Here is a 21,260-nt window from a genome sequence, read left to right on the forward strand (position 1 = left end):
ACGGTATTAAACTTACAAAATTCGTACCGATACTGACAAAATAATTTTCCGGAAATTTATTGCTGTACGGGCATAAAAAAACCGCTTCGATTGAAGCGGTTTTATATTTCGGAAACGAATCGGAATTATTTTACGATTGTCATTTCGTCAACGATGTGTTTTGCATTGGAGAACTTGTCGATCACCCATAATACATAACGAATATCCACGTTGATTGTTCTTTGTAAGTTTTTGTCAAAGATCACGTCACCAGCCATAGCTTCGATGTTTCCGTCGAATGCCAAACCGATTAATTCTCCTTTACCGTTTAATACCGGAGAACCAGAGTTACCACCTGTAATATCGTTATCGGTTAGGAAGTTTACGTGCATTGAACCGTCTTTATCAGCATAACGACCGTAGTCTTTTACTTTGTTCATTTCCATTAAACGAACCGGTAAGTCGAATTCTTCGTCACCTTTTTTGTATTTTTTAACCATACCGTCCATAGTCGTATAGTTATTTACTTTCGCATCATTACGTTTGTCAGCTGGTAAAGCGCGAACTTTTCCGTAAGTTAAACGTAGTGTTGAGTTAGCATCCGGATATTTGATAGGACCTAATTTTGAATCACGTAATCCTTGAACCAATAAACGGAAAGACGCTCCGAAATCGTTTTGTGCTTTAGAAATTGCATCCGATTTTGCGTTGTAGTGGTTTAATAAGTCATTCGACAATACTACTAACGGATCGTTTGTAATAGTCGCCGCGTTAGGGTTTTGTAAAAACGCTTTTACTTTTTCTGGAGAAGCAAACACACTGCTATCAAAAGCATTGTTTACATATTTTGTAAAGTTGTTGTTGTTCTCTTTTCCTAATTTCTCTACCATTGGCGCCAATGTATATCCTGCTTTTGTAGCATATAGATTTAACTGACCTGCAAGGATATCTTTTTCAGCCGGAATATAAGCTTCTTTGTAGAATTCGTCGATCATTTCAACAAGACCCGGGTACATTTCTTTACGTTTGGCTTCATCTGCTTTTGCGTAATTTTCCAATTGTCTTCCCATCGTTCTTGAAATCGTACCGAAAGCACTTGAACGCAACATCGTCATTAAATAGTTATCATGACGTGCTTTTTCGTTAGTTAAAGCATAGTATTTGTTGATGGTTTCCACCACATGACCATACTTTTCTTTGTTTTCTTTCTGATTGGCCCATTTGTCGAATTTCGCTTCCTGAGCAGCTTTTGTTTTAGCAGTACCGAATTTTGTTAACGCGTCGATCATTCCCTGACGGTTTTTCCAGTAGTTTGCCAATGAAGCATATTTAGAGGCATACATTAAACGTACCGCATCGCTTTGATCCATATGGGTTTTCATTTTATCCATTCCCATTTTAGAACCTTCAACCCATGCCGGGTATGCGAATTTTACGTTTTGCTCGATTCCACCAGCTGGCATCCAACGGTTTGTTCTACCTGGATATCCTAAGATCATTGCGAAATCGTTTTCTTTTACACCACCAAGGTTAACCGGTAAGTGGTGTTTTGGTTGTAATGGTACATTGCTTGGAGAATAATCAGCCGGGTTACCGTTTGCATCTGCATAAATACGGAACATAGAGAAGTCACCTGTATGACGTGGCCATTCCCAGTTGTCTGTATCACCACCGAATTTTCCAATATTTTCAGGAGGTGTTCCTACTAAACGTACGTCTTTATAATCCTGATACACGAAATAGTAGTACTCGTTACCCTGGAAAAACGGACGAACAGAAACGGTGTATTTTCCACCTTCGTTGTTTTCTTTTTCAATAAGTGCAATTTCTTTGTTGATTGCTGCTTCACGTTCTGCTTCTGTCATTTTATCGTTTACTTTCGATAAAATTCTTTTGGACACATCGTCCATACGAACGAAGAAACGAACGAATAAGCTTTTTGGTTTTAATTCTGCTTTTCTGTTGGCAGCCCAGAAACCGTTTTTAAGGTAGTTGGCTTCCGGAGAAGACAATTCTGCGATCGCATCATAACCACAGTGGTGGTTTGTTAATACCAATCCGTCTTTAGAAATCATTTCGGCAGTACAACCTCCGTTAAACTGAACGATTGCATCTTTAAGACTGTGGTGGTTAATACTGTAGATTTCCTCAGCCGTTAACTGCAATCCCATTTTTTGCATATCCCTGTGGTTTAAACGCTCGATAAACATCAAAAACCACATCCCTTCGTCTGCTCTAACACTTGCAGGTACAAGCAGTATCGTAGCAATTAAGGATAAAATAATTTTTTTCATAATAGATCTGTTATTTTTAGTGACGCGAATATACCTCTTTTTAAGAATTTTATAAAAAAAAGGGTTTATAAAAATCTATAACAAAATAACTTTAACTTTTTATTTTACTATCTATTGATCAAAACTGACATAAAATAAAAAGAGACCTCCGAAACGGACACCTCTTTTTACTATTTTTTATAGCTATCGTATTACTGATTAAGCATTTGCCATAATTTATCTTTTAACTCCGTTAATCCCTGTTGGGCAACCGACGAGATAAACAAATACGGAATTCCTTTAAATTCCTTATCGAGTTGTGCTTTCATTTCGGCTTTTAATTCGTCATCAAGCATATCCGATTTCGAAATCACCACCAAACGATCTTTATCGAGCATTTCCGAATTGTAACGACGTAACTCATCCAACAAAATATCGTACTCTTTTTTGATATCCTGAGCATCGGCCGGAACCAAAAATAACAAGGTCGAGTTTCGTTCGATATGTCGTAGGAAATAATGCCCCAATCCTTTACCTTCGGCCGCACCTTCAATGATTCCAGGAATATCGGCAATTACAAACGACTGAAAATCACGATACGCCACAATTCCAAGATTCGGTTTTAAGGTCGTAAACGGATAATCGGCAATTTTTGGCTTCGCGGATGTCAGCACCGACAATAAGGTCGATTTTCCAGCATTCGGAAACCCAACCAATCCTACATCGGCCAATACCTTTAATTCCAGGATGACATCCATTTCTTCGGCCGGCATACCCGGTTGCGAATAACGCGGTGTCTGGTTGGTCGAACTTCTAAAATGCCAGTTCCCCAAACCACCTTTACCTCCTTTTACAAGGATCTTTTTTTCACCTTCTTCGGTTATTTCAAAAAGTATTTCGTTGGTTTCTTTGTCGCGCACCACTGTTCCCAACGGCACTTCGATATATTTATCTTCACCATCGGCACCGGTACTTCTCGCACTACCTCCGTCTCCTCCGTGTCCGGCTTTGATATGGCGTGCAAATTTAAGGTGAAACAAAGTCCAAAGACCTTTGCTCCCTACCAGATACACGTGACCACCACGACCACCGTCTCCACCATCGGGACCACCTTTTTCAATAAATTTCTCCCGATGCAAATGCGTAGACCCTTTCCCTCCTTTTCCGGAAGAAACATAAATTTTTACGTAGTCTACAAAATTCCCTTCTGTCATTTAATTTTATTTTGTTTTTCAATAGTAAGCCACTAAAAGCAGCTTACTCTTTTAATGAGCGTACTAATACTTTATCGATTTTCACACCGTCCATGTCGATCACTTCCAGTTCCATTTTATTCCAGATTAGTTTTTCACCAACTTTTGGAATATAGGACAATTCGGTCATGATCAATCCGCTTACAGTTGTCACGTCATAATCGTTAATCAGATCATCCATATCGAAATAGGTCAGGAAGTCGTGCAACGAATAATGTCCGTCCACCAACCAGGTTCCGTCTTCGCGGGCTACCAACTGGAATTCCTCTTCGTAGAATTCGGCGGCATCACCAACGAGTGCTTCCAGAATATCGTTTAATGTAATAATCCCCTGTACCACACCATATTCGTCGGTAATCAGGGCATAGTGTACTTTTGTTTTCTTAAAAAGCTCCAGCGCTTTATAGGCCGAAGTATGTTCAATAAGGTAAACCGGTTCTTTTACAATTGCCTTCAGGTCGAAATCGCCTTTTTCAAAACTCGTAAACAAGTCTTTTAACAACACTACTCCAACTACCTCATCCAGATTGTCTTCACACACCGGATATACGGAGTGGATTTCTTCCAGCACCTTTTCTTTTTGTTCGTTTACATCATCTTCCAAAGACAGATACACCACCGCTTTACGGTGTGTCATCAGGGAATTCACCTTACGGTCACCGATATGGAAAACACGTTCCACGATGTCCTGTTCGATTTCCTGTACTTCTCCGCCTTCGGTACCTTCTTTAATGATGGCTTTAATTTCTTCTTCGGTTACTTTCCCATCGGCCGTTGGCTTAATTTTCAATACGTTTAGCACAAAATCGGTCGATGCGGTCAACAACCAGATAAAAGGTGCCGTTACAATCGAAACCACTTTCATCGGAACCGCTACCGTTTTGGCAATCGCTTCCGGGTAATTTAATCCGATTCGTTTGGGTAGTAATTCTCCTAAAACCAGGGAGAAAAACGTTAAAATCACAACTACAATACCTACAGCCAATGTTTGCGAATAAGGCCTGAACATTTCAAATCCGTCTAAAAACAGTTTTACGTCGCCGGTAACGTTATCACCACTATAAATACCGGTTAGAATTCCGATTAGTGTAATTCCGATCTGAACGGTCGATAGGAATTTATTGGGTGAATTAGCCAGTTCTAAAGCTGTTTTCGCACTGGTGTTTCCTTTTTTCGCGGCCGTTTCCAAACGGTTTTTACGAGCTGAAATAAGTGCTATTTCCGACATGGAGAAAACTCCGTTTAAAAGGATTAGAAAGAAAATTATTATTATTTCCAAAGTTTAGGATTGTAAATTAGTTATGATATCAGTTTTACCTGACTTTTTATTATTTTTTTATCGTTAGTATTCTATTTATTGTTCACCGGGACGGCCTATAATTTTTCAATTACATCGCTTAGTCTTTCAGTGATTTCGGCAATGGAGCCGATTCCGTTAACCGCGTGGAATTTTTGCTGTGCGCTGTAATATTCGATTAGCGGCGCTGTTTTTTCGTTATATTCCTGGTAACGGTTTCTGATTTTTTCTTCGTCCTGATCGTCCGGTCTTCCAGATGTTTTTCCTCTTTCCAACAGTCGTTGTACCAAAATTTCATCATCGGCTTCCAAAGCAATCGTTGCCGTTACTTCCCAGTTTTTGGAATTCAGGAACGCATCCAGCGCTTCGGCTTGTGCAATTGTTCTTGGAAATCCGTCAAAAAGAAAACCTCGCGCTTCCGGGTTTTTCTCTACTTCATCCTGAAGCATTTTAATAGTAAGACTGTCCGGAACCAAATCACCACGATCGATATAGGTTTTGGCTTCCTTCCCTAATACGGTTTCGTTTTTAATGTTATAACGAAAAACGTCACCGGTTGAAATGTGTATTAAGTTGTATTTTTCTTTTAAAAATTCGGCTTGTGTCCCTTTTCCGGCTCCGGGCTTTCCAAATAATACGATATTAATCATTTTAATTAAATTGTTGTTATGATGGTTTTATAGTTATTTTTTCTGTGTTATTTTAATTGATATACTTCCGGGATATTACGCCCTAATCCGTCGTAATCCAATCCGAACCCGACGATAAACTTATTTGGAATTTCCAATCCGACATAATCGATTGTGATATCCTTATCATAGGCTTCCGGCTTTAGGAAAAGCGTCGCAAATTTCAATTGCTTCACACCTTTATCTGCAAACATTTTCTGTAATTCCACTATGGTATTTCCGGTATCTACGATATCTTCAATGATCACTACCGATCTTCCGGTAATATCCTGATTTAAACCGATAAGTTGTTTTACCTCGTGTGTGGTTTGCATTCCGTCGTAAGAAGCCATTTTTACAAAGCTCAATTCACAATCGTGTTTATAGTGCTTCATAAAATCGGACACCACCATAAAGGCTCCGTTAAGTACACCTACAAAAACCGGTATTTCACCATTCATATCTTTTGCAACGGCATCGGCCATTTTCGCAATAGCGGCATCGATTTCTTTTGCCGAAAGAAACGGGACAAATTGTTTGTCGTGAAGTTGTATTTCCATTGTAACCTTTAGAATAATTGGCAAAGATACTAATTGCCGTTGGACAATTGATAATTAACAATTAAGAATTATAAATTTTTGAATTATTTTGTACTTTCGATGAAGATTTCAGGAAAAAAATGAACGAAATTTTATATACCAAAATTATAAACAGTACCGCCCATCGTGCCAGTCGGGAAGAAAACGCCGCCTATATCTTTAACAACCCTTCATTATTTAACGATCTGTTTACGGCTGCGATCACGATAACCGACAAAAATCACCATAAAGCCTGTTGGATCATGGAGTTGGTACTCGAACGACAACTCGATCTGATTTTCCCAAAGAACGATATTTTCTGCGCGACATTACCACAATTTCGCAACGAAAGCGCTCTGCGTTCGATATCCAAAATTGCGCTTTTCCTTGTCGACTATAACAATCGCAAAACAAAACTCCTTTCCGATAAAAACATTGAAGTCATTACCGAAACCTGTTTTGACTGGTTGATCAACGACACCAAAGTCGCTTCAAAAGCCTACGCCATTCAGGCCCTATACTTATTAGGCAAAGAAAATCCCTGGATTTATCCGGAATTAAAACAGCTATTACAACAAGGTTTTCCCGATCATTCGCCGGCCTATCAAAGTGTCGCGCGAAAAATCCTTAAAAAGATATAGTCTTTAAACAAAAAAAAACGACCCTTATAAAAAGAGTCGTTTCCCAGGATTAATTATCAAGAATTATTCTTTGATAATCTTAATTGTTTTTACCACATCACCGGCAAATACTTTAACAAGATAGTTCCCAGCAGATAAATTACTCATATCTACCTGAGCCTCGGAAAGGTTTATATTTTGTGACAATACTTTTTGTCCTAACAAATTGTAGATTTCAACTGCCGAAATAGTTTCATTATAGGCCAGATTCAGCATATTTTTAACCGGGTTCGGATAGGCTCTGAAATTAGCTTTATCAAATGTCGAAGCCGATAAAGCACTGCTCACCGTTACATCATCGAGATTAAGACCTCTCGCCCAGTTTGAAGTACCTTCGAAAGCAACATAATAGGTAGCCGATGGATTTGGCAACGGTAAAGTCACCTGAGTCCAGGCGGTATGTTCTGTTATATAATCCGCTCCGATTTGAGTCCAGGCACCACTTTCACTTGTCTTATAGAAAATACGCAACTCATCGATATCACCAAACCAGTTTACGTTAGCATAATAGAAACTCAATTGCGGACTAGATACCGCTGTTAAGTCTAACGGAGGCGAAACTAATTTTGTTTTATTTCCGGTTGTAGTCGTTCTAAACTCTGCCATTCTTGCCCCTGTTCTCGGTGCAATCGAACTATTACCATTAGCGGTTACATACGCCCAGTTTGCTGTTCCGGAAACCGTTTGATTACTCCAACACGATGGGATGGTAGTCGCATCAAAACTTTCGGTAAAAGGAAACGTTGTTACCGACGCACAACTTGTTCTAAAGGCTCTCGGACCTATCCAAGTACTAAAATTACCACTTCCGCAATTAGCACGAACATAATATTCATAAGCGGTATTCGCAGTTAATCCCGATAAAGTCGTAGCTGTAGCTCCTGTAACCGGCGGTGCAGCTGTACCGGAGCCGGCAGTAAAGCCAGGCGCACCATACTGTACTTCAAAATTAGTTGTTCCCGCTCCCGGCGTCCAGGACAGAGCAGCAGTGGCAGCAGTTATAGCACCAACCATAGGATTTGTAGGTGGTATACAGCTTGGTAAAGCCGTTACTTCTACGTCGTCAATATCAAAATAGAACATATCGGTTGTAGTAGAATGAAACCCAATATAAATCGTTTGCCCTACATAAGCCGACAGGTCATACTGATATTTAAAAAAATTAGCACCACTCGCAGGAGCCACATTCGCATCCAACGTAGCGGTAAAGTTTGCAGCCGCTGTTCCTGTAGTTGAAACCTTCACACTGATTGTTTCCGGATATAACGGGTCACGGCTTCTTCCCCAGAAAGTTAAGAAATCCGACACACCCGCCGTAACCGTTACAGCTGGAGTGACCAAATAATCATCGTGAGCAGTTGATCCAAAACCGATACCGGCTGCATTGGTTCCACTATGCGCACTAATACCGGTTGCTCCGGTAAAATTAACAATTACCCAGGTTCCGGTATCACCACCGTTAACAACGGTCCATCCGGTAGGAATAGTCGTTCCTCCGTCAAAATTCTGTAAAAATTGCCCGTGACTTATAAACGGAACAAAAGCTAACAACATGAGTAGTCTTTTTACCATAATTTTATTTTTTTTCGGTTAAACAAGTACACAATTTACATTAATTATATTTAATTAACAATCAAAATGTATATTTATAACCGTTTCTGTTATCAAAGTTATAAAATATACAATATGTTATTTTCAATTCTACCTCATTGAAAAACCGCAAAATATAAAGTAATACGATTGTGTTTTCTATTATGATAAGTATCTTTGCACAAACAACAACACAATGAATTATTTTTCTTCTGATTTTAAATTGGGGATACTTGGTGGCGGACAGTTAGGTAAAATGCTACTTACCGAAACCCGTAAGTTCGACATCCAGACCTATATTCTTGACCCAAGTGCCGAAGCACCGTCTCAATATGGAGCGACGCGTTTTTTTCAGGGTGACCTGATGGATTTCGAAACCGTATACCGTTTCGGTAAAAAAGTAGACCTTTTGACTATCGAAATCGAAAATGTCAATCTTGATGCTTTAGACCAGCTTGAACAGGAAGGTCTGGCCGTTTATCCATCACCCAAAACCCTGCGGCTGATCCAAAATAAAGGCCGACAAAAAGATTTTTATTCCGAAAACAAAATTCCTACTGCACCTTATCGTAGGTTTACCGATAAAAACAGTCTGATCCAATCGGTCGAACACAATGAAACCAATGTACCCTTTGTATGGAAAAGTGCGCAGTTTGGTTATGATGGCAACGGTGTAAAAATTATCCGCACTGCTAACGACCTTACTTCGTTACCCGATACCGAATGCATCGCCGAACAAATGGTTCCGTTTAAAAACGAACTGGCCGTAATCGTAAGTCGTACACCATCCGGATCGGTCAAAACCTATCCGGTAGTCGAAATGGAATTTCACCCGGAAGCCAATCAGGTTGAATATGTAATCTGTCCGGCTCGTATAGACGAAACGGTTGCACAGAAAGCACGTGCTATCGCGTTACAGGTTTCCGAAAAATTCAATCATGTTGGTTTATTGGCTGTGGAAATGTTCCAAACCGAAGACGATGCTATTCTGGTAAACGAAGTAGCACCCAGACCTCATAATTCCGGGCATTACTCCATCGAAGCCAGTTATACTTCGCAATTCGAACAACACATCCGTGCTATCCTCAACTTACCTTTAGGCAATACCGATAGCAAAGTTGCCGGTATTATGGTAAACTTAGTTGGCGAAGAAGGGTATTCCGGCCCGGTTATCTATCAAAACATCGACAAGATATTAGCTATCGATGGTGTAACACCTCATATATACGGAAAAAGAGAAACACGTCCTTTCCGTAAAATGGGACACGTAACCATTGTGAACGAAAATATAGACGAAGCCCGTAAAACCGCAGAAGTAGTCAAAAACACCATCAAAGTAATTAGTCATTCCTAATTAAAACAAACCACTATGAGCAAAGTAGCCATTATTATGGGTAGCATTTCGGATATGCCGGTAATGCAGGACGCCATCACTATATTAAAAGAATTCGGAATCACTACAGAAGTCGACATTGTATCGGCACACCGTACTCCGGAAAAACTGTTTGATTTCAGTACGAATGCCCACAAACGCGGCATTAATGTTATCATAGCCGGAGCTGGCGGAGCGGCTCATTTACCCGGAATGGTCGCCTCGATGTCGCCACTTCCCGTAATTGGTGTTCCGGTAAAATCCAGCAATTCGATAGACGGATGGGACAGTGTTCTTTCGATCCTTCAGATGCCTGGCGGCGTACCGGTGGCCACAGTTGCGCTAAACGGTGCCAAAAATGCAGGTATCCTTGCAGCGCAGATCATCGGAAGTCACGACAGTGTTGTTCTGGACAAAATCACCGCTTATAAAGAAAGCCTAAAACAAGCCGTTTTAAAAGCTTCCGAAGATCTAAAATAAATTTCCCGCTTTCGTCAACCGGATTTGGATTAGAAAAAGCTAATTTGTACCTTGTCTTTCACAGACGTGTACCTTTATTTAAAGCTAATATTACAATATATGAGTATTTTAACCGAACGATTTACTACTAAATATAACACTGCGCCGTTTTCGCAAATAAAAATTGAGGACTACGCTCCGGCATTCACCACAACAATCGCTGCCGCACGTGCCGAAATCGACGCTATAATTCACAATCCGGAAGCACCAACTTTTGCCAATACCATTGAAGCACTGGAATATTCCGGTGATGCTTTGGAACGACTATCCTCCATTTTCTTCAATTTGAATTCGGCAGAAACCAGTGATGAAATGCAGAAAATCGCACAGGACGTATCGCCAGTTTTAACCGCATTTGGAAACGACATTATTTTAAATGCCGATTTATTCCAACGCGTTAAAACCGTATACGAACAAATTGATCAACTTAATCTTACTACCGAGCAGCATACGCTGTTAACTAAAAAATATAAAAGTTTCTCCCGAAACGGAGCCTTATTGGCAGAAGACAAAAAAGCCCGTTTGCGCGAAATCGACGCGGAACTGGCGAAACTTTCGCTAACATTCGGTGAAAATGTTTTGGCCGAAACAAACGATTACCAATTGCACCTAACCGACGAAAAAGACCTTGACGGTTTACCGGAAGGCGCTATTGAAGCGGCACATGCCATCGCAAAAAGTCAGGATAAAGACGGTTGGATTTTCACATTGGATCATCCGAGTTATTTACCGTTCGTAACCTACGCGCACAATCGCGAACTACGTAAAGCCATCAGCATTGCATTTGGCCGTAAAGGATTCCAGAATAATGCTTTTGACAATCAGGAAATCGTAATTAAAATTGCAAACTTACGCCACGAAAGAGCCAATCTTTTAGGATACGCCACTCATGCACATTTTGTATTGGAAGAGCGTATGGCGCAAAGTCCGGAAAAAGTAACCGCATTTCTGGATGACTTACAATCGAAAGCCAAACCGGCAGCCGAAAGAGAGTTTGCACAATTAACCAATTTCGCCAAAAAACTGGATCCAATTGATCACTTGGAAAAATGGGATGGTGCTTATTATTCCGAAAAATTAAAACAGGAGCTTTTTAACCTCGACGACGAAACCTTAAAGCCGTATTTCAAATTAGAAAACGTACTAAACGGCGCCTTTACCGTAGCACAAAAACTATTTGGCATCACGTTTACCGAAATTTTCGACATCGATAAATACCACGAAGAAGTACAAACTTTTGAAGTGAAAGACAATAACGGAAATCTTGTTGCCATTTTTTACGCCGACTTTTTCCCAAGAAAAGGAAAACGTAACGGTGCCTGGATGACCTCTTTTAAACACCAGTCGGTTCGAAATGGAGAAAACGAACGACCGCATGTTTCGATCGTTTGTAATTTCACCAAACCAACAGCAACCAAACCGTCGTTACTTACCTTTAATGAAGTAACTACTTTATTCCATGAATTTGGCCACGCCCTACACGGTATGTTAGCCAATACTACCTATCCGAGTTTATCCGGAACCAGTGTTTACTGGGATTTTGTAGAATTACCAAGTCAGGTAATGGAAAACTGGTGTTACGAACCGGAAGCCTTGGCTTTGTTTGCAAAACACTATCAGACGGGCGAAATCATCCCGATGGAATACGTCGAAAAAATAAAAGAAAGCGCCAGCTTCCTGGAAGGAATGGCTACTTTACGCCAAATCAGTTTCGGATTACTCGACATGGGATGGCACGGACAGGATCCATCCGGAATTCATAATGTAAAAACTTTTGAAAACGAGCAATTCGCCTCAACCAAACTGTACCCCGATGTAGCCGAAAATGCGATGAGTACTTCTTTTTCGCATATCTTTCAGGGCGGCTATTCGTCCGGATATTACAGCTACAAATGGGCCGAAGTTCTCGATGCCGACGCTTTTGCTTATTTTCAGGAACAGGGAATCTTTAATCCGGAAGTCGCACAACGCTTCAAAGACAACATATTATCGCAAGGCGGAACCGATCATCCGATGACGCTTTACAAAAAATTCAGAGGTCAGGAACCAAAACCGGAAGCGCTCCTAAAACGCGCCGGATTACTATAAAAGACATAGCCCGATTGATTTCGGGTTATTTTTTAAAATAAACTTTCAATTATTTTTGAAACTTTAGAAATTATTTATACATTTGAACTATGGAATTCAACGAAGCAAAAAACAAATTTGTACAAACCTGGGGCGCCTTAGGTTCCCAATGGGGCATCAACAAAACGATGGCTCAGATTCACGCTTTGTTAATGGTATCCGCCGAACCGCTTTCGATGGAAGACATTATGGAAGCCCTTCATATTTCCAGAGGGAATGCCAGTATGAATTTAAGAGGACTGATGGATTGGGGTATTGTTTATAAAGAATACAAAGCCGGCGAACGAAAAGAATTCTTTACAGCCGAAAAAGACCTGGACGAACTGGCGGTTAAAATTTCACAGGAAAGAAGCAAACGGGAAATCAAACCCGCTTTAAAAATCTTAAAAGAAGTATCCTCTATCGAAGGAAACAATTCGGCCGAGGCAAAACATTTTATCGAACAAACGACCAAACTACATGACTTCGTTTTAAAAGCCGACAATGTATTGGACAAGATTACCGAATACAAAGACAATTGGTTAACCAAGCTGGTTATCAAAATCATGAAATAAAAAAATTTAATTCAAAGTTTCATTTTTTTCTGAAAGTTTAATAATTATAAAATTATTTAAAATGACGCACTATAATACTATTGCCTACCTCCTCTTCCTTGGACTTATGAGCTTGGTCATCGTTAAAATCGGAAGAATCTGTTATGACAACGGAAATATATTTGTAGCCACACTAATCCCGGATCACAAAGCGCTTTGTCTTCAAATCAACAAAGCTCTACTTACCGGATATTATCTGGTTAATATTGGCTATTGCGCCATTACGATTACCAACTGGCAAACCATTACAACCCTGTCAATGCTCATCGAAGTGATCGCAATCAAAGCCGCAACCATCCTTTTCCTATTGGCTGCATTGCATTACACCAATCTTTTCGTTCTAAAAAACTATGTTCAAAAATTAATTCAGTAACTATAAATCATACCCTCATGGAAACGACCAAAACACTTATCGGTTATGTAATTTATTTACCCATTGCACTTTTCCTGACCTATTATGTCTCTAAAACACTTTTCCGAAACAGCAAAGTCTATATGCTTGACATTTTTAAAGGTCGTGAAGAAATTGCCATCGCTACCAACAAACTATTCGAAACCGGATTTTACCTGCTCAACCTCGGTTTTGCCCTGATGATACTCGACATGAATCTGTACGACAATACTTATCAGGAACTTATTGAAGCCTTAAGCTATAAAATTGGTGGGTTTGCGATCTATTTAGGGGTGATGCTTTTTCTAAATCTCTATTTCTTTTTTAGAGGAAAACGAAAAGCCAGCCAAACCGCAAGAGAAGAAAAAATAATTTTTAAAGCCTAATCAAGATGTTTACAATTCCAAACTGGCTGATTGTCGTAGCGGGAATCGGCCAGATTTTCACCGCGATGATTTACCCGTATATCCGTCATCAGGTTTTTGACTGGTATAATGATGTTAAAAAACTACAACCCTTAAACCAGGAAATTGCCAAAACCTACGGAAGGTATATACAGGGGTTGAATTTTTCGTTCGGACTCATCGCCATCTTTCTCTATGACGACTTACAACAAAACACCCGACTTGCCTTCGCTTTAACTGCACTTATTGCTGCTTACTGGACCGGAAAAGTCGCCACGCAAATTGCCTATTATCCAATGTATACGATTCCAAAAAAATGGCATTTTAAAATGGGTAGTTATTTTATGAATATTTTATTTCTGCTATTCGCCACCGTATTTACCGGTTTAGTAATCCTAAAACTAAAACTGTTTTTCGCATGACCACTTTTACCATTTCCACTCCGATCAAAGCACCGTCAAAAATTGTTTTTGATCTGGCCCGAAATATCGACATCCATAAACTATCGGTTTCACAAACGAAGGAACAGGCAATTGCCGGAAAGACATCCGGTTTGATTCATCTGAATGAAACCGTAACCTGGCGCGGAAAACATTTTGGTTTTTACCTCAACCATCAAAGCAAAATTACAGCGATGGCGTCACCCGATCATTTTACAGACGAAATGACAAAAGGCCATTTTACTTTTTTCAGACACGAACATCTATTTGAAATCCGGGATGACACCACGATTATGATCGACAAAATAGAATACCGCACACCGTTTGGAATTATCGGAAAATTGTTTGACCTCCTATTTCTTAAAAGACACCTGTATCATATGATTTTAAATCGGAACAAACTTTTAAAATACCTGGCCGAGAATTAACGCCTTCCAAAATAAGCACAAAAAAACCACGAACTTTGTCCGTGGTTTTCCCGATTTACTTAACTGATATTATACTTAACGAACCGGTTCTTTTTCATAAAACACATAGTCGTTTTTCTCTGTTTTGTATTTCAACAATTCCGGCATTTGTGTTGCTAATTCACCTGTAAGATCATAGTGATTCAGGACATTCTGATAATCGGATACCGCAATAACCGCATAACTCAACAGTGTATTCGGATACATCCAGTAAACCCCGTCGGAACCTTTCAAAATAGTACCGTTCACCAACAACACGCCTACCATCCCTTTTTCGATGGTCACTTCCTTGGACTGCTGGTTGATCAACTGAGTGGATAATTCTTTTTTAATCGTTGTTAATTGCGTATTCACATATTTGATTTCTGTTGAAATAGCCACCTTCGCGTAATACTCAGCCTCCACGCTGGCATTATACTGCTGACTTAACATGGTTTCCGTTACGTTTTCATAACTATCCGATGTTTTAGAAGTCGATTCCGTATATTCTTTTAGTATAGTTCCCTGCGGCGTAAAACCGATCACGAACTGTCCTCTTTTTTCCACCAATGTCGACGGATAATAATCCTCAACATAAGTGATTCGCAACTGATCCACTCGGGCACCGGATTTTCCTCCAATGGCCACCACGCGGATATTTTCCAAAATCGTTTCGCTTCCACCATTACCGCCGCCACCAATTGTACGTCCTTTATTGGTTGATAGTACTAATCTATCAATACGCGCACCCGAGCGAACTGCAATTCTGTTGATATATTCATCCGAGCCTAAAATAAGCGTCCCGCCATCGCGTCCACCGCCACCGCCGTGCTTGCTTCCGTTAATGGTAATTGAATCTACTTCCGTTCCGCTATAGATACCGATAGACCGAATATAATCCGATGCGAATTCCGATCCACCGGTTCCGCCAACAGTCTTAATGACCATTCCCTGTGATACTACTTCTAATTCCATAATGATAAAGATTTGGTTGCACACTTACTCATAGGCTTTTCAGTTTCCGCCCCGTTTTAAAGTGCATCCGGCTCACTATGTTTTGATTTTCCATTCCAAAACTAGTGTACCAAGACCATAAAAAACAGCGTATTTCCCCGTTAAACACAAAACAGGTAAAACCAATAAGCAGAAGTTTTTTCTTATATATCATGCAAAAAGCAGCACCAATCCCCACCAGAAAACCGGGATACTTTCGACCCAGAAAGACGTATAATAATCGGATCGTTTCGGATTTGAAAAAAGGGTAAAAAGCGCAATAACCAATACTAATACAAGGTTAATCCACAACTGTACGATCTGGAAATCGCTTTTAAAAAACTCCAATCCGTAGAAAGGCAGTAACAGGAATAAATTGAGCCATTTGGTTCGTTTTACGCCCAAGCGTTGCGGAACAGTTTGTAACGAAAGATCATCGTTTTTCAGATCGATAATTTCGAAAATAAGAATAAGGATGATCACTAAAAGGAAACGCTGAAAAAACTTTAGAAAGACATCATTCGTAAAATCCAGTCCGGCGTTTAAAATCGGAAGGAACAATGTAATTCCGGCCCAGCAAAAAGCCACAATATAGATTTTCACTCCGGCCCAATTCCGGGCATTCCCCAACTTTGGAAAAACCGGCAGGGTATACAATAGTGTTAGTCCCAAAAAAGCCAGCGCCAACAATTGCGTTTGCCGTTGGAGAAACCAGAAACCATATAATGTTCCGGCTAAAGCTACCACACTTAACACAACAATTGCTTTTAACTGCCGACTCATTTTGAGTTTTTTCGCACGGGCTAATGCATCGTATTTCACAAAGTTATAGCCAACGATTGTTCCGCAAAAGGCAAATAGTGACATCGCCCAGTCAAATGAAATATGAAAAAAATGGAAGGTCATCTGTACCAAAGCGAAAACCGCAATAGCCACATGAATACTTCCGTTAATATAAAAGTCAAGTAATTTCTTGAGTAGTTGCATACTTACAAAAATAATCAATCTGTTAATAACATTTAATTTTGGTTGAAAATTCAACAAAAAATGGAGTTAAAAAAGAATTTTATTAGGAGATTAATAGTTATTTTTGTTCGCTTAAAACACAACTTAACGACAGTTTGATGCTATTCTCTGTTATGGGAATATCAAACGTTTATAAACAGGACATTAAGAACTGATGAAAACAGACGCATTTGCTTTACGACATTTAGGTCCAAGAGAGAGCGACCTTCAACACATGTTCCAAACCATTGGGGTGAAGGACATGGATCAATTATTGTATGAAACATTTCCGGACGGAATTCGTTTAAAAAACGATTTACAACTGGATCCGGCTTTAACAGAATACGAATATTTAACACATATCCAGCAATTGGGTGCCCAAAACAAAGTATTCAAATCGTATATCGGTTTAGGGTATCACCCGGCAATTGTTCCACCGGTAATTCAACGTAACATTTTTGAAAATCCGGGATGGTATACTGCTTACACGCCGTATCAGGCAGAAATTGCCCAAGGACGTTTGGAAGCACTTTTAAATTACCAGACTACGGTTATCGAATTAACCGGAATGGAAATTGCCAATGCTTCGTTACTTGACGAAGGTACTGCTGCTGCAGAAGCGATGGCATTACTTTTTGACGTACGTACAAGAGATCAGAAAAAAAACAATGCTAATAAATTCTTCGTTTCGGAAGAAATTTTACCGCAAACCTTATCGGTACTGGAAACCCGTTCCACTCCAATTGGAATCGAACTGGTTGTAGGTAACCACGAAACGTTTGATTTCTCAGAAGATTTCTTCGGAGCAATCTTACAATACCCTGGAAAACACGGTCAGGTTTACGACTATGCCGGTTTTATCCATACGGCTAAATCCAAAGAAATTAAAGTTGCTGTAGCAGCGGATATTCTGAGTTTAGTAAAATTAACCGCTCCGGGCGAATTAGGAGCCGATGTTGTAGTGGGAACCACGCAACGATTCGGTATTCCAATGGGATTCGGAGGGCCACACGCGGCTTTCTTCGCCACCAAAGAAGAATACAAACGTAGTATGCCGGGACGTATTATTGGGGTTTCTCAGGATGTTAACGGTAACCGTGCGTTACGTATGGCGTTACAAACCCGTGAGCAACACATCAAACGTGAAAAAGCGACTTCCAATATTTGTACCGCTCAGGTATTACTAGCGGTTATGGCCGGTATGTATGCCGTTTACCACGGACCAAAAGGATTACAGTATATTGCCGACAAAGTACACGCTTCGGCGGTTACGACTGCAAATGCATTGGCAAAACTGGGAATCAACCAAATCAATACGGCTTTCTTCGACACGATCACGGTAAAAGCCGATGCAACTAAAGTTAAAGCAGTAGCCGAAAACAACGAAGTAAACTTCTATTATAGCGACAACGATACGATTTCGATCTCCTTTAACGAGACTACCTCTTTAAACGACATCAACCAGATCGTAGCTGTTTTTGCTGAAGTTCTTGGAAAAGAAACCGTAACGGTAACCGCTTTAGATACGGCTATCCATATTCAGGAGAAACTGGTAAGAACATCAACATTCCTACAACACGACGTATTTAACAGTCACCATTCGGAAACGGCTTTAATGCGTTATATCAAAAAATTAGAGCGTAAAGACCTTGCATTAAATCATTCGATGATCTCATTAGGATCGTGTACAATGAAATTAAATGCGGCTGCCGAAATGTTACCATTAAGTATGGCCAACTGGAACAGCATCCACCCGTTTGCTCCGGTAAACCAAACTACGGGTTACCTAACCATGTTGAAAAAACTGGAAGAACAATTAAACGTGGTAACCGGTTTTGCAGGTACTTCTTTACAGCCAAACTCTGGTGCTCAGGGAGAATATGCCGGATTGATGGCAATTCGTGCGTATCATATTTCCAGAGGTGAAGGACACCGTAATGTATGTTTAATTCCTTCGTCGGCACACGGAACCAACCCGGCTTCGGCTGCAATGGCTGGAATGGACATCATCGTAACCAAAACCACTCCGGAAGGAAATATCGATGTTGAAGATTTAAGAGCGAAAGCAATCCAACATAAAGACAACCTTTCTTGTTTAATGGTAACGTATCCGTCTACACACGGTGTATACGAAAGTTCCATTATCGAGATCACCAAACTGATCCACGAAAACGGTGGTCAGGTATATATGGACGGTGCCAACATGAACGCTCAGGTAGGACTTACAAATCCTGCTACTATCGGTGCTGATGTTTGTCACCTGAACCTACACAAAACATTCGCGATTCCTCACGGAGGAGGAGGACCTGGAGTTGGACCTATTTGCGTAGCGCCACACCTGGTACCTTTCTTACCAACAAACCCGGTAATTGCTACCGGTGGTGATCAGGCGATTTCTGCTATCTCGGCTGCACCATACGGATCGGCTTTGGTATGTTTGATTTCATACGGTTATATCACCATGTTAGGTGCCGAAGGATTAAAACAAGCAACACAGTTTGCTATTCTGAACGCCAACTATATGAAAGCGCGTTTGGAACAACACTACCCTATTTTATATACGGGAGAATGCGGACGTGCGGCTCACGAAATGATTGTTGATTGCCGTTCTTTCAAACAAAACGGAATCGAAGTAACCGATATCGCAAAACGTTTGATGGACTACGGTTTCCACGCACCTACAGTTTCATTCCCGGTAGCCGGAACGTTAATGATCGAACCTACCGAAAGTGAAAACTTAGGCGAGTTGGATCGTTTCTGTGACGCGATGATTTCAATCCGAAAAGAAATTGAAAACGCTACTGCCGACGATACAAACAATGTATTGAAAAATGCACCGCACACGTTAGCGATGTTAACAGCTGATCGATGGGATTTCCCTTATACAAGAGAGAAAGCGGCTTATCCGTTGGAGTATATTGCCGAAAACAAATTCTGGCCTTCCGTACGTCGTGTTGACGATGCTTACGGTGACCGTAATTTAGTTTGTTCTTGTGCGCCAATTGAAGCATATATGGAACACTAAAATTCAATATAAATACGAAGAGCCGCTTTATCGCGGCTCTTTTTTTATACTTTCACAATATGAATGACATTACCACCCGAACCGATTTACTCCATCTGATGCGACAGTTTTACAACAAACTTTTATCCGACGACCGTATTCGTTATATCTTTACCGACATTGCTCAAATTGACCTGGAAGCCCACCTTCCGCATTTGGTCGATTTTTGGGAACAAACGCTTCTTCGCGAGGGAAGCTACCGGAAAAACGTAATGCAAATCCATCTGGATCTCAACGAAAAAGAACCATTACGCCCGGAGCATTTTCAAATATGGCTGGAATATTTCAACAAAACAGTTGACGAACACTTCGAAGGCAGTAATTCCGAGTTAATCAAGACACGTGCCTTATCCATAGCGACGATTATGCAGCTAAAGATTTCTCAAAAAAATCACAATTAATTTTACTATCAATAATTTTAATCTCCTTTAAATAACTATTTCATAATAATCATTTTACACAAAATTTTTACCGGCACATAAGCGTTTAAAATCAATAACTTAGTATAAGTATAAATTCACCTTATGAACAGTAAAATAATCGGTTCCGGAAGTTATATTCCCAATATTACCGTAACCAATCTCGATTTTGCCCAGCATCAGTTTTTAAATGAAGACGGTTCGCCTTTTCCGTATGCGAATGATGTCGTTGCTCAAAAGTTTAAAGAAATCACGGGTATCGAAGAACGTCGGTATGTCGAGGATCAATTATTAACTTCCGATATTGCTTATTTTGCCGCTCAAAAAGCGATCGAAGACGCCGGAATCGATCCGGAGACTTTAGATTATATTATCTTTGCCCACAACTTCGGCAATGTAAAACAAGGTGCCATTCAAACGGATATTCTTCCCAGTTTATCCGCGCGGGTAAAACACAGTCTTAAAATCAAAAATCCGAAATGTGTGGCCTACGATATCCTGTTTGGTTGTCCGGGTTGGATTGAAGGCATGATACAGGCAAATGCCTATATCAAAGCCGGCATGGCTAAAAGATGTCTTGTAATTGGAGCCGAAACCCTATCCCGCGTTGTCGACATTCACGACCGTGACAGTATGATTTATTCCGATGGTGCCGGTGCTACGATTATAGAAGCTTCCGACGATACGGATAGCGGAATACTCGCACACGAAACCGCTTCTTTTACCTATGATGAAGCCTATTTTCTATATTTCGGAAATTCCTTTAATTCCGAACACGATCCTGATGTTCGTTATATCAAAATGTATGGTCGTAAGATTTACGAATTTGCCTTAAGTCAGGTGCCGAAAGCCATGAAGGAATGTCTGGATAAAAGTGATATTGCGATCGAAGAAGTCAAAAAAGTACTGATTCATCAGGCCAATGAAAAAATGGACGAAGCCATTATCCAGCGCTTTTTCCGACTGTACAAACAAACACCACCGGAAGGTGTAATGCCCATGAGTATCCACAAACTTGGAAATTCGAGTGTAGCCACCGTTCCGACTTTATACGATTTATTGATAAAAGGAAAAATTGAAAATCAGGAACTTCATAAAGGAGATGTTATTATCTTTGCATCCGTAGGCGCAGGAATGAACATAAATGCCTTCGTTTACCGATTATAACT

The 21,260-nt window shown here is 40.3% G+C and carries 20 protein-coding genes; 12 read left to right on the forward strand and 8 right to left on the reverse strand.

What is annotated here, in order from left to right; translation table 11 throughout:
* Positions 1 to 125: 125 nt before the first annotated feature.
* The 5 genes from AAFN64_RS12820 to AAFN64_RS12840 all read right to left on the reverse strand — a co-directional run bounded on the left by AAFN64_RS12820 (position 126) and on the right by AAFN64_RS12840 (position 6,030).
* A complete protein-coding gene (locus AAFN64_RS12820) occupies positions 126 to 2,273 on the reverse strand; it encodes a S46 family peptidase (RefSeq protein WP_347760706.1) in 2,148 nt (715 codons plus the stop codon).
* Positions 2,274 to 2,464: 191 nt separating this feature from the next.
* The gene (obgE, locus tag AAFN64_RS12825; RefSeq protein WP_347760707.1) at positions 2,465 to 3,466 is read right to left on the reverse strand and encodes a GTPase ObgE; all 1,002 of its coding nucleotides are present in this window, start codon (positions 3,464 to 3,466) and stop codon (positions 2,465 to 2,467) included.
* 43 nt (positions 3,467 to 3,509) lie between these two features.
* Positions 3,510 to 4,784 carry a hemolysin family protein gene (locus tag AAFN64_RS12830; protein ID WP_136403021.1) on the reverse strand — a complete coding sequence of 425 codons (1,275 nt, stop codon included), beginning with the start codon at positions 4,782 to 4,784 and terminating at the stop codon, positions 3,510 to 3,512.
* Positions 4,785 to 4,879: 95 nt separating this feature from the next.
* A complete protein-coding gene (locus AAFN64_RS12835) occupies positions 4,880 to 5,452 on the reverse strand; it encodes an adenylate kinase (RefSeq protein WP_300487488.1) in 573 nt (190 codons plus the stop codon).
* A 47-nt stretch (positions 5,453 to 5,499) separates the two neighbouring features.
* Complete coding sequence (locus AAFN64_RS12840) at positions 5,500 to 6,030, reverse strand: phosphoribosyltransferase family protein (protein WP_300487485.1); 531 nt, start codon at positions 6,028 to 6,030, stop codon at positions 5,500 to 5,502.
* A gap of 119 nt (positions 6,031 to 6,149) precedes the next feature.
* On the opposite strand from AAFN64_RS12840, the gene AAFN64_RS12845 reads away from it, so the two are divergent.
* Positions 6,150 to 6,689 carry a hypothetical protein gene (locus AAFN64_RS12845; RefSeq protein WP_347760708.1) on the forward strand — a complete coding sequence of 180 codons (540 nt, stop codon included), beginning with the start codon at positions 6,150 to 6,152 and terminating at the stop codon, positions 6,687 to 6,689.
* A 63-nt stretch (positions 6,690 to 6,752) separates the two neighbouring features.
* On the opposite strand, the gene AAFN64_RS12850 is transcribed toward AAFN64_RS12845, so the two are convergent.
* A complete protein-coding gene (locus AAFN64_RS12850) occupies positions 6,753 to 8,300 on the reverse strand; it encodes a choice-of-anchor J domain-containing protein (RefSeq protein WP_347760709.1) in 1,548 nt (515 codons plus the stop codon).
* Between the two features lie 214 nt (positions 8,301 to 8,514).
* Between AAFN64_RS12850 and AAFN64_RS12855 the strand changes: the two genes are divergently transcribed.
* The 8 genes from AAFN64_RS12855 to AAFN64_RS12890 all read left to right on the forward strand — a co-directional run bounded on the left by AAFN64_RS12855 (position 8,515) and on the right by AAFN64_RS12890 (position 14,592).
* Positions 8,515 to 9,672: a 5-(carboxyamino)imidazole ribonucleotide synthase gene (locus AAFN64_RS12855; protein ID WP_347760710.1), complete on the forward strand. Its 1,158-nt coding sequence runs from the start codon at positions 8,515 to 8,517 to the stop codon at positions 9,670 to 9,672.
* A gap of 15 nt (positions 9,673 to 9,687) precedes the next feature.
* Positions 9,688 to 10,170 (forward strand): 5-(carboxyamino)imidazole ribonucleotide mutase, encoded by a 483-nt coding sequence (gene purE / locus AAFN64_RS12860; RefSeq protein WP_347760711.1) that lies wholly within the window; start codon positions 9,688 to 9,690, stop codon positions 10,168 to 10,170.
* 99 nt (positions 10,171 to 10,269) lie between these two features.
* Positions 10,270 to 12,297, forward strand: a complete 2,028-nt coding sequence (locus tag AAFN64_RS12865; RefSeq protein ID WP_347760712.1) for a M3 family metallopeptidase — start codon at positions 10,270 to 10,272, stop codon at positions 12,295 to 12,297.
* Positions 12,298 to 12,386: 89 nt separating this feature from the next.
* Positions 12,387 to 12,890 carry a MarR family transcriptional regulator gene (locus AAFN64_RS12870; protein ID WP_136403013.1) on the forward strand — a complete coding sequence of 168 codons (504 nt, stop codon included), beginning with the start codon at positions 12,387 to 12,389 and terminating at the stop codon, positions 12,888 to 12,890.
* 61 nt (positions 12,891 to 12,951) lie between these two features.
* Complete coding sequence (locus AAFN64_RS12875) at positions 12,952 to 13,302, forward strand: hypothetical protein (protein ID WP_347760713.1); 351 nt, start codon at positions 12,952 to 12,954, stop codon at positions 13,300 to 13,302.
* A gap of 17 nt (positions 13,303 to 13,319) precedes the next feature.
* Entirely contained in the window at positions 13,320 to 13,706 is a 387-nt protein-coding gene (locus tag AAFN64_RS12880; RefSeq protein ID WP_347760714.1) for a hypothetical protein, read from the forward strand.
* A gap of 5 nt (positions 13,707 to 13,711) precedes the next feature.
* Positions 13,712 to 14,146 carry a hypothetical protein gene (locus AAFN64_RS12885; RefSeq protein WP_347760715.1) on the forward strand — a complete coding sequence of 145 codons (435 nt, stop codon included), beginning with the start codon at positions 13,712 to 13,714 and terminating at the stop codon, positions 14,144 to 14,146.
* Positions 14,143 to 14,592 (forward strand): SRPBCC family protein, encoded by a 450-nt coding sequence (locus AAFN64_RS12890; protein ID WP_347760716.1) that lies wholly within the window; start codon positions 14,143 to 14,145, stop codon positions 14,590 to 14,592. Before AAFN64_RS12885 ends, AAFN64_RS12890 begins: the two co-directional genes overlap by 4 nt.
* Before the next feature lie 75 nt (positions 14,593 to 14,667).
* Here the strand turns inward: AAFN64_RS12890 and AAFN64_RS12895 are convergent, their stop codons facing one another.
* Together AAFN64_RS12895 and AAFN64_RS12900 are read right to left on the reverse strand one after the other, a co-directional pair.
* On the reverse strand, positions 14,668 to 15,585 hold the full coding sequence (locus tag AAFN64_RS12895) for a hypothetical protein (protein ID WP_300487456.1): 918 nt from the start codon (positions 15,583 to 15,585) through the stop codon (positions 14,668 to 14,670).
* Positions 15,586 to 15,774: 189 nt separating this feature from the next.
* Complete coding sequence (locus AAFN64_RS12900; protein WP_347760717.1) at positions 15,775 to 16,590, reverse strand: hypothetical protein; 816 nt, start codon at positions 16,588 to 16,590, stop codon at positions 15,775 to 15,777.
* A 193-nt stretch (positions 16,591 to 16,783) separates the two neighbouring features.
* Between AAFN64_RS12900 and gcvP the strand changes: the two genes are divergently transcribed.
* The 3 genes from gcvP to AAFN64_RS12915 all read left to right on the forward strand — a co-directional run bounded on the left by gcvP (position 16,784) and on the right by AAFN64_RS12915 (position 21,258).
* Positions 16,784 to 19,633, forward strand: coding sequence for an aminomethyl-transferring glycine dehydrogenase (gcvP, locus tag AAFN64_RS12905; protein WP_347760718.1), 2,850 nt, complete (start codon positions 16,784 to 16,786; stop codon positions 19,631 to 19,633).
* A 59-nt stretch (positions 19,634 to 19,692) separates the two neighbouring features.
* The gene (locus AAFN64_RS12910) at positions 19,693 to 20,073 is read left to right on the forward strand and encodes a group III truncated hemoglobin (protein WP_347760719.1); all 381 of its coding nucleotides are present in this window, start codon (positions 19,693 to 19,695) and stop codon (positions 20,071 to 20,073) included.
* A 123-nt stretch (positions 20,074 to 20,196) separates the two neighbouring features.
* On the forward strand, positions 20,197 to 21,258 hold the full coding sequence (locus tag AAFN64_RS12915; RefSeq protein ID WP_347760720.1) for a ketoacyl-ACP synthase III: 1,062 nt from the start codon (positions 20,197 to 20,199) through the stop codon (positions 21,256 to 21,258).
* Positions 21,259 to 21,260: the final 2 nt, after the last annotated feature.

Source organism: Flavobacterium sp. CAU 1735 (genome assembly GCF_039888695.1).
GTDB lineage: Bacteria > Bacteroidota > Bacteroidia > Flavobacteriales > Flavobacteriaceae > Flavobacterium.

What these genes read in the sequence shown, in the direction of transcription:
- AAFN64_RS12820 (WP_347760706.1), bottom strand. Translation starts at nt 2,273, where the DNA reads ATGAAAAAAATTATTTTATCCTTAATTGCTACGATACTGCTTGTACCT.
- obgE (WP_347760707.1), bottom strand. Translation starts at nt 3,466, where the DNA reads ATGACAGAAGGGAATTTTGTAGACTACGTAAAAATTTATGTTTCTTCC.
- AAFN64_RS12835 (WP_300487488.1), bottom strand. Translation starts at nt 5,452, where the DNA reads ATGATTAATATCGTATTATTTGGAAAGCCCGGAGCCGGAAAAGGGACA.
- AAFN64_RS12840 (WP_300487485.1), bottom strand. Translation starts at nt 6,030, where the DNA reads ATGGAAATACAACTTCACGACAAACAATTTGTCCCGTTTCTTTCGGCA.
- AAFN64_RS12845 (WP_347760708.1), top strand. Translation starts at nt 6,150, where the DNA reads ATGAACGAAATTTTATATACCAAAATTATAAACAGTACCGCCCATCGT.
- AAFN64_RS12850 (WP_347760709.1), bottom strand. Translation starts at nt 8,300, where the DNA reads ATGGTAAAAAGACTACTCATGTTGTTAGCTTTTGTTCCGTTTATAAGT.
- AAFN64_RS12855 (WP_347760710.1), top strand. Translation starts at nt 8,515, where the DNA reads ATGAATTATTTTTCTTCTGATTTTAAATTGGGGATACTTGGTGGCGGA.
- purE (WP_347760711.1), top strand. Translation starts at nt 9,688, where the DNA reads ATGAGCAAAGTAGCCATTATTATGGGTAGCATTTCGGATATGCCGGTA.
- AAFN64_RS12865 (WP_347760712.1), top strand. Translation starts at nt 10,270, where the DNA reads ATGAGTATTTTAACCGAACGATTTACTACTAAATATAACACTGCGCCG.
- AAFN64_RS12870 (WP_136403013.1), top strand. Translation starts at nt 12,387, where the DNA reads ATGGAATTCAACGAAGCAAAAAACAAATTTGTACAAACCTGGGGCGCC.
- AAFN64_RS12875 (WP_347760713.1), top strand. Translation starts at nt 12,952, where the DNA reads ATGACGCACTATAATACTATTGCCTACCTCCTCTTCCTTGGACTTATG.
- AAFN64_RS12880 (WP_347760714.1), top strand. Translation starts at nt 13,320, where the DNA reads ATGGAAACGACCAAAACACTTATCGGTTATGTAATTTATTTACCCATT.
- AAFN64_RS12885 (WP_347760715.1), top strand. Translation starts at nt 13,712, where the DNA reads ATGTTTACAATTCCAAACTGGCTGATTGTCGTAGCGGGAATCGGCCAG.
- AAFN64_RS12890 (WP_347760716.1), top strand. Translation starts at nt 14,143, where the DNA reads ATGACCACTTTTACCATTTCCACTCCGATCAAAGCACCGTCAAAAATT.
- AAFN64_RS12895 (WP_300487456.1), bottom strand. Translation starts at nt 15,585, where the DNA reads ATGGAATTAGAAGTAGTATCACAGGGAATGGTCATTAAGACTGTTGGC.
- AAFN64_RS12900 (WP_347760717.1), bottom strand. Translation starts at nt 16,590, where the DNA reads ATGCAACTACTCAAGAAATTACTTGACTTTTATATTAACGGAAGTATT.
- gcvP (WP_347760718.1), top strand. Translation starts at nt 16,784, where the DNA reads ATGAAAACAGACGCATTTGCTTTACGACATTTAGGTCCAAGAGAGAGC.
- AAFN64_RS12910 (WP_347760719.1), top strand. Translation starts at nt 19,693, where the DNA reads ATGAATGACATTACCACCCGAACCGATTTACTCCATCTGATGCGACAG.
- AAFN64_RS12915 (WP_347760720.1), top strand. Translation starts at nt 20,197, where the DNA reads ATGAACAGTAAAATAATCGGTTCCGGAAGTTATATTCCCAATATTACC.